Origin of the sequence: Bradyrhizobium sp. PRIMUS42, from assembly GCF_023006515.1 — a bacterium.
Lineage (GTDB): Bacteria > Pseudomonadota > Alphaproteobacteria > Rhizobiales > Xanthobacteraceae > Bradyrhizobium.
This window is the reverse complement of record NZ_JALBGZ010000354.1, coordinates 1-6,554: the sequence shown is the minus strand read 5'-3', so window position 1 is coordinate 6,554 and position 6,554 is coordinate 1. Positions and strand designations below refer to the sequence as shown.

Genomic DNA, 6,554 nt, shown 5'->3' with positions numbered 1-6,554 from the left:
ACTCGGCTGCGACGTCGTGCAAGGCTTCATCTACGCCCCCGCGCTTCCCCCCGTCGCCTTCGAGCGCTGGCTGATCGAGCACTGCGCCGAGCAGGCGAGGGCGATGCTGGGGCGGCTTGATGTTGCGGCGGCGGGGTGCGACGCCGTGAAGCGAACGGCTTAGGCCTTGGGGATGTGTTGCTCTGGAACCAGCGATCGGATATCTCCGCGCATCGAATGATGCGTATTGGGCTGAACAAGACAGATGCCGTTCAACCGACTTCACGTCCCGCAGGCATTGGCAACTGAGACATGCCAGGCCATCAATGCGTGCCTCCATGCAAGTCTCGTGGCCACCTGCGGCGTCAACCCGGACGACGACTTTTGCTTGATCTCGCGGTATCCCCCAGGGGAGATGATCTGTCATCCGACGTTCTTGGGACGACGCGATCCGAGCTCGACCATCATCATTGAAATCACGTTGCTTGCGGGCCGCTCCGACGTGCAAAAGGAAGCTTTGTACGAGGATGTTCGCAGTCGACTGGCCGAGATCGGCTTTGATCCGGCCAATTCAATCGTCTTCCTGACGGAGAACAAGCCGATTGACTGGTCCTTCAGCGAAGCTGGATCGGTCAAGTCGGTTCTCGGGCTGTAGTCGATAAACCAGCCGTTCCGCGATGGAGCGGGAGGCCGCTTTGGCGGGAACCAATTCCATCAAACGTCGCTCACCCTCACTCCGCCGCCAACCCCCATCACCAGAGGTCTGGATTTAACTAGCCGGCGGGCTACGGAGATCGAGGCGGCGCTGTCTCTCGCCGATGTTGCCAGCAGCTCGAGCCGTTCACCAGCAGCGACGGTCTGGCCATCGATGTTCGGGATGCGAGCGGCTCGGGGTCGAGAGCGATATTCGTCTGCGAAAGGGTTCAGTCGGTCAATTGAGATCGCCGAAAGATGCTCACGTCTTCGCTCCGGCTAGAGCATCGAAAGCACGACAATCCCATCTTCGAGCTCCCCTGAAGCAAGGCGCGCCCGCGCCATACGCTCGAACTCCGTTCGATGCTTCTGTAAATAGCTGAAGGCCTGTTTCTGCGTGTTGAATGTCGTGGCAAGCCGGCACATCTGCCGATCTGCACCGGACGCGAGAAAGAAGGTGATGGTTCCGTGGTCTGGTTTAATTCTCGGCACGATCTGCGCTCTCAGGCATGTGATCGGCCCCCCCCCAAATTTCGGCGGCGGTCTGAAGACGCTATCGCGCCGGCTTCCGTGAACGCTTCTTGAGCGTCGGCGCCGGCAAAGCGAGCCGAACAGCTTCGTCAGCCGCTTCCTTGGCCTCGCGCGCCGCTCGGAGCCGCGCCATATTCTTTCGAACCTCGACGGCCTGCCTTTCGGCATCGGCCAATGCCTGCGCTCCATCTTCAGCGGCGAGGCGCCGGCGATCGGACCGCGCGACGCTTTCGGGTGACGGCCCTGCCAGTTTCTTGGTGCTCATCGTTCCCCCGGCTCCGAAAACGACTAAACCCGCTCAATCCTGGGATTGAGCGGGCAGAGCGACCGTTTCAGTACATCCGTGAAACGGCGCCACGATATCAAGCCAGCGAGAGGTTCTCGGCGCTGACTTTGCCTCGCATCTTGTCGGTCTTGCTTTCGAAATTGACCTTCTGGCCCTCTGCGAGACCGGCAAGGCCGGCCCTTTCAACAGCGCTGATGTGAACGAACACATCGTTGCCGCCGTCGTCCGGTTGAATGAAACCGAAGCCCTTTTGGCCATTGAACCACTTCACAGTACCTGTCGTCATCTTCTTCTCCAAAGCGCGCAAGCGCGTCCCGCGTGACAATCACGCGGTTATCTTCAACTTCGTCGATGTCTCTGGAAAAGGAGCCCGCGGGCGCATTCAACAAGGCACAGCGGCAAATCGAACGAGATCAATATATATAAGTTCTACGATTTTGCAAGGAGCTGAGCCAGTTTCTCTTCTGCGAGGCAGTTCTTCTGCTCCGATCGAGGCGCTTTGTGCCCATCGACCTGCAAGCAGGACGTTAGCGATTGACAGCGCTGCACGACGGTGGTCACGTTGACGCCGCCAAGCTGCATCGCTGTGACAAGCGGATCAGTTCGCCCGAAGCCGCGACGTGTGTCGCCGCTACTCCTCAAACATCGCAATGAAGTTCCTGCGCAATTGGCTGCCTGCAGGACGTGTCGCATTCGCAGCCCCCAGCTCGGAGGATCAATTGCACGTACTCGTCAGAGACAACAATGTTGAGCAGGCACTCCGCGTCCTCAAGAAGAAGATGCAGCGCGAGGGCGTCTTCCGGGAAATGAAACAACGGCGTTCCTATGAAAAGCCGTCGGAGCGAAAGACCCGCGAGAAATCCGAAGCTGTTCGTCGCGCCCGCAAGCTTGCCAGGAAGCAGGCGATCAGAGAGGGATTGCTGCCCGCGCCGCCGAAAAAGAAGCCCTTTGAACGCAAAGCGCCCTTGCCGGAGATCAAAGCACGGACGGAGTAGAGAAAACGTTGGGACTGGCTGCGATCATGGGACCGCGACGATATCAGGTCCTTCTGCCATGCATCCGGCCGTCGCGGTGCTGCTGTCCCCTATGGCCTGAAATCGATGCCGCGTAGCACGATGCCCGGCGGCGTGCCTTCGAACTCCGTCGCGCGATATTTGCTTGCCGCGCGCGCTTCGATGCGATCCCGCAGGCGAGTGAACTGGGCTTCCCGCTGCTCGGGCCTGACTTGCGAGCCGCGCTCGAGATAATCCATCGCGGAGGTCGAGATCGCGCAAGCAACCTCCCTGGTTCCGTCATGCATCGAGAACCGGACGATCATCCGGTCGTATTCGTGGCTGATGAAGCGGCCGCTGGTCAATGTCATGGCTTGCTCCGTTACGTGATTGCCAGGCACGATCCCGCCCTCAAATCACCGCCGGCGACCGGCCGCCTGCTTTCCCGTCGCGCAGTGGCACGTGTTGAGAACGCAGGCGGCAGTCGTTCACCTCAGCTCTCCTCCGACAGCCGGGCAAAATCGTCGAACAGCGCTGACACGAGCGCGCGGTGCCGCGTGTCCTCGGCGGGCAGGGCCGCGGCATAGAGGTTGAGCAAATGACGCGCCTTCACCGCGGCCTCCGCCCAGGACGCGGCAGGCACCGTCATCATGCGATGCTCGAGATCGGCCTCGCGCTGGCGCAGTTCTCTGACCTGGGCTTCGACGTCGGCAAGCGCGCGGCGCAGGTCGGTCGCCTTTTGCGCCGCCATGCCGCGGTGCTTGTCGAGATCCACCGGCTGGTCAGTCATTGGCGATGCTCGCGTCTGCGGCTTGTGCATTCGCCAGATCCACTGAGCCAATCGACAGCATTTCCATGGTGCCGCCCGCACCTTCGGCGGGCACGGTGATCATCGTGGCAATGCGGCGATAGGCGGCGAAGGTCAGGCCTTCGATCGTCTCCTCGTCGGTGACGACCTCGTAGGCGCCGGCCGGCAAGACGCGGTCGATGCCGCGGACACGGAACGGATGCCTGAAGGTGACGGTTTCTCGCCGCGAGCGGATGGTCATGCAGCCTGCCTTTCGCAAGTGAAGCCCCAACCGGTGCCAGCACTCCAAACCATGCGCCTTTGGCACGGCCATAGCCAGCACTATTGTCACCGCGTCGGCGAACAACGATGTCGCGGCGCAATAGTTGCCTGCGAGGGATTTAATTGCTCGATATTGGTTCGGCATGGGCCTAGCGTTGGTGCCATCCTGAATGGTTAAGCCGGCACGCGTGCCGTATTCCGGTCAGCGGGACCAACGAATACGGCATTTCTAATCTTGGCCGCGGCACCGCCACGATCGCACTGCGCCTCGCTCGAAAGCTGCTGCGCGAAGGCTGCATGGACGTCAGGGTCTGCACCCCGCGCGGACGAGTGCTCCAGCCGATGAATTCGACCAACTCGAACCTACAGAGGAGAGCGACATGGCGAAGGGCCAGCAACGCGGCAATCGCGAAGCCAAGAAGCCGAAAAAGACAAAGCCAAGGTGATTGCCGCGGCCCCGAGCCGCAAGGAAGCAGCCTGGCAGCCGGATTTCGGGCCTGCGAAGAAGAAGTAGCGCCGAGCCGACACCGGGCAGGCAATGCAGCGCTCCAAAGGCAGCGCCGATGCGTGAATCAATCGTCTCGCTTCGGGTGATCTGATGTCGGCGCGCGGTGTAGCCAACGCTTGACCGGACCGTTTGAACGTCTGCGTTCGAGCGTGGAGCAAGCTTGACGATGCATCAGGATTGTCCCCGGTCCGACGCCAATCCCGTCCTGCGCCGCAAATCCGTGATCGCGCGCAGGAAACTGTCGGCCGGCGTCGTCTCCGGATCGATCAGCCGGTGCAGGCGAAAGCCGTCTTCGAGCGCGAGCACGATTGAGGCCATCCATGGCGGGTTCAGCTTGTCGTTCTTGCCGTTGCTCTTCAAGGTCGCCTCGACGATGTCGGCCACCAGCTTGCGCCGCGCGCGCAGGCGCTTTGCAAGTTCGGGTCGGCGCTTCTCGGCGCGCGCGACGAACAGGATCATCTCCATGTGCAGGAGCGGCGAGCGGCCGAGCGGGTCCTGCCGGCTGCGGTCCATCGTCTTCAGCGCCGCGATGAAATCATCGAGATTGTCGTGCTCGGCGAGGATCTCGAGGTTGCGACGGATCGACTGCTCGACATGGTCCTCGAGCATGGCGATGATCAGCTCGTCCTTGCTCCTAAAGTTCGAATAGAACGCGCCGCGGGTGAAGCCTGCCGCCGCCGCGATCGCCTCGATGCTGGCGCCGCCGATGCCGTCCTCCTCGAACACGCGCGCGGCCGCCTCGAACAGCTTGTCGCGCGTGTCGTCCCTGGTCGGCCTGGTTCTCGCCCTTGACATCGGACGAGGTTAGGGCAGGATGCAACTCGATACAATAATGTATCGAGTTGATAAATTGAGGGATGGTTACGCCGGGCAGTGGGGCTGCGATCGGAGTATTCGTGTCATGCGGCAACCGATTTGAGGTCACCATGAACGAGCACGTGCAAGGCGCCGGCGGCGTACCGCTGTTCAACCCGCTCTCGCCGGACTTCATCCGCGATCCCTATCCTCAATATGAGCGGCTGCGCACGATCGATCCGGTCCATGTGACGCCGTTCGGCCAGTTCGTTGCCAGCCGCCATGCCGATGTTACCCTCGTGATGCGCGACAAGCGCTTCGGCAAGGATTTCGTCGAGCGCTCCAAGCGCCGCTATAGCGAAAAGATCATGGACGAGCCGGTGTTCCGCAGCATGAGCCACTGGATGCTGCAGGCCGATCCGCCCGACCACACCCGCCTGCGCGGCCTCGTGGTGAAGGCCTTCACCGCCCGCCGTGTCGAGGACATGCGGCCGCGCATCCAGGAGATCGTCGACCAGGCCATCGATGCGGTGATCGACCGCGGCCACATGGACCTGATCGAGGATTTCGCCTTCCGCCTGCCCGTCACCATCATCTGCGAGATGCTCGGCATCCCCGAGGATCATCGCGAGGTCTTCTACAAGAGCTCGCGCGACGGCGGGCGGCTGCTCGACCCCGTGCCCTTGTCTGCCGAGGAGATCAAGAAGGGCAACCAGGGCAACCTGATGGCGCAGATGTATTTCCAGCAGCTGTTCGAGCTGCGGCGCAAGAACCCCGGGGACGATCTCACCACCCAGCTCGTGCAGGCCGAGGAGGACGGCAACAAGCTCACCAACGAGGAGCTGACCGCCAACATCATCCTGCTGTTCGGCGCCGGCCACGAGACCACCGTCAACCTGATCGGCAACGGCCTTCTGGCGCTTCACCGCAATCCGGACCAGCTTGCGCTGCTCAAGGCGCGGCCGGAGCTGATGGAGGGCGCGATCGAGGAATTCCTGCGCTACGATTCCTCGGTGCAGATGACCGGACGCGTCGCGCTGGAGGATATCGACGATCTCGGCGGCAAGAGGATCCCCAAGGGCGAGACCGTGCTGTGCCTGCTCGGCTCGGCCAACCGCGATCCGGCGGTCTATCCTGATCGGCCGGACCGGCTTGACGTCACCCGCCAGAACGTGAAGCCGCTGTCGTTCGGCGGCGGCATCCATTTCTGCCTGGGCGCCCAATTGGCGCGCATCGAGGCCGAGATCGCCATTGCCACGCTGCTGCGGCGGTTGCCCGACCTGCGCATCGACGACCTCGAAAACCCGGAATGGCGGCCGACCTTCGTGCTGCGCGGCCTCAAGAGGCTGCCGGCGAGTTGGTAAAGGCGTCCCAGCGTTAACCTCCGCGCGCAACAGTCGCTGTGACTTCGCCACACTTCCCCCTATATAAGGGGCTGTTCCGGCACGCCTGAAGTCCACTAAGGCCAGGGTTTGGTCCGGTTGCCGGTTTGGCCGAGGGGAGACCCGTGCAGACGACGCTGCTCGGATTGGCGATTGCCTTCATCATTGCGCTGCTGGCCGCGCTGATCGGGCCTTACTACGTCGACTGGAACCAGTTCAGGCCCCAGTTCGAGGCGGAGGCTGGCAAGATCATCGGGGTGCCGGTGCGGGTCGCGGGCGAACTCGACGCGCGGCTGTTGCCGGCGCCGACGCTGCGGCT

11 protein-coding genes are annotated in these 6,554 nt (G+C 62.3%); 4 read left to right on the top strand and 7 right to left on the bottom strand.

Annotated elements, in window-relative coordinates; genetic code table 11:
* Positions 1–244 precede the first annotated feature (244 nt).
* Positions 245–634, top strand: a complete 390-nt coding sequence (locus MOV75_RS23180) for a tautomerase family protein (RefSeq protein WP_246925054.1) — start codon at positions 245–247, stop codon at positions 632–634.
* Between the two features lie 317 nt (positions 635–951).
* Here the strand turns inward: MOV75_RS23180 and MOV75_RS23175 are convergent, their stop codons facing one another.
* The 3 genes from MOV75_RS23175 to MOV75_RS23165 form a co-directional block, all read right to left on the bottom strand.
* Positions 952–1,164 (bottom strand): hypothetical protein, encoded by a 213-nt coding sequence (locus MOV75_RS23175; protein WP_246925056.1) that lies wholly within the window; start codon positions 1,162–1,164, stop codon positions 952–954.
* Positions 1,165–1,225: 61 nt separating this feature from the next.
* Positions 1,226–1,468, bottom strand: a complete 243-nt coding sequence (locus MOV75_RS23170; RefSeq protein WP_246925060.1) for a transcriptional regulator — start codon at positions 1,466–1,468, stop codon at positions 1,226–1,228.
* Between the two features lie 97 nt (positions 1,469–1,565).
* Entirely contained in the window at positions 1,566–1,775 is a 210-nt protein-coding gene (locus MOV75_RS23165; RefSeq protein WP_246925063.1) for a cold-shock protein, read from the bottom strand.
* 433 nt (positions 1,776–2,208) lie between these two features.
* Between MOV75_RS23165 and rpsU the strand changes: the two genes are divergently transcribed.
* The gene (gene rpsU, locus MOV75_RS23160; protein ID WP_246925081.1) at positions 2,209–2,484 is read left to right on the top strand and encodes a 30S ribosomal protein S21; all 276 of its coding nucleotides are present in this window, start codon (positions 2,209–2,211) and stop codon (positions 2,482–2,484) included.
* 89 nt (positions 2,485–2,573) lie between these two features.
* Here rpsU and MOV75_RS23155 read toward each other — a convergent pair whose 3' ends face one another.
* From MOV75_RS23155 to MOV75_RS23140, 4 genes are all read right to left on the bottom strand, one after another.
* A complete protein-coding gene (locus MOV75_RS23155; protein ID WP_246925066.1) occupies positions 2,574–2,852 on the bottom strand; it encodes a DUF1488 domain-containing protein in 279 nt (92 codons plus the stop codon).
* 122 nt (positions 2,853–2,974) lie between these two features.
* On the bottom strand, positions 2,975–3,271 hold the full coding sequence (locus tag MOV75_RS23150) for a hypothetical protein (protein WP_246925069.1): 297 nt from the start codon (positions 3,269–3,271) through the stop codon (positions 2,975–2,977).
* On the bottom strand, positions 3,264–3,530 hold the full coding sequence (locus tag MOV75_RS23145; RefSeq protein WP_247006679.1) for a hypothetical protein: 267 nt from the start codon (positions 3,528–3,530) through the stop codon (positions 3,264–3,266). Before MOV75_RS23145 ends, MOV75_RS23150 begins: the two co-directional genes overlap by 8 nt.
* A 699-nt stretch (positions 3,531–4,229) precedes the next feature.
* On the bottom strand, positions 4,230–4,853 hold the full coding sequence (locus MOV75_RS23140; RefSeq protein WP_246925071.1) for a TetR/AcrR family transcriptional regulator: 624 nt from the start codon (positions 4,851–4,853) through the stop codon (positions 4,230–4,232).
* 131 nt (positions 4,854–4,984) lie between these two features.
* Between MOV75_RS23140 and MOV75_RS23135 the strand changes: the two genes are divergently transcribed.
* Both MOV75_RS23135 and MOV75_RS23130 read left to right on the top strand, forming a co-directional pair.
* On the top strand, positions 4,985–6,217 hold the full coding sequence (locus tag MOV75_RS23135; RefSeq protein WP_246925075.1) for a cytochrome P450: 1,233 nt from the start codon (positions 4,985–4,987) through the stop codon (positions 6,215–6,217).
* Positions 6,218–6,360: 143 nt separating this feature from the next.
* A partial coding sequence (locus tag MOV75_RS23130; protein WP_247006678.1) for an AsmA family protein occupies positions 6,361–6,554 on the top strand: 194 nt, incomplete at its 3' end.

Coding starts and splice junctions, on each gene's coding strand:
- MOV75_RS23140 (WP_246925071.1), bottom strand. CDS start 4,853: ATGTCAAGGGCGAGAACCAGGCCGACCAGGGACGACACGCGCGACAAG.
- MOV75_RS23165 (WP_246925063.1), bottom strand. CDS start 1,775: ATGACGACAGGTACTGTGAAGTGGTTCAATGGCCAAAAGGGCTTCGGT.
- MOV75_RS23155 (WP_246925066.1), bottom strand. CDS start 2,852: ATGACATTGACCAGCGGCCGCTTCATCAGCCACGAATACGACCGGATG.
- MOV75_RS23180 (WP_246925054.1), top strand. CDS start 245: ATGCCGTTCAACCGACTTCACGTCCCGCAGGCATTGGCAACTGAGACA.
- MOV75_RS23170 (WP_246925060.1), bottom strand. CDS start 1,468: ATGAGCACCAAGAAACTGGCAGGGCCGTCACCCGAAAGCGTCGCGCGG.
- MOV75_RS23145 (WP_247006679.1), bottom strand. CDS start 3,530: ATGACCATCCGCTCGCGGCGAGAAACCGTCACCTTCAGGCATCCGTTC.
- MOV75_RS23135 (WP_246925075.1), top strand. CDS start 4,985: ATGAACGAGCACGTGCAAGGCGCCGGCGGCGTACCGCTGTTCAACCCG.
- MOV75_RS23150 (WP_246925069.1), bottom strand. CDS start 3,271: ATGACTGACCAGCCGGTGGATCTCGACAAGCACCGCGGCATGGCGGCG.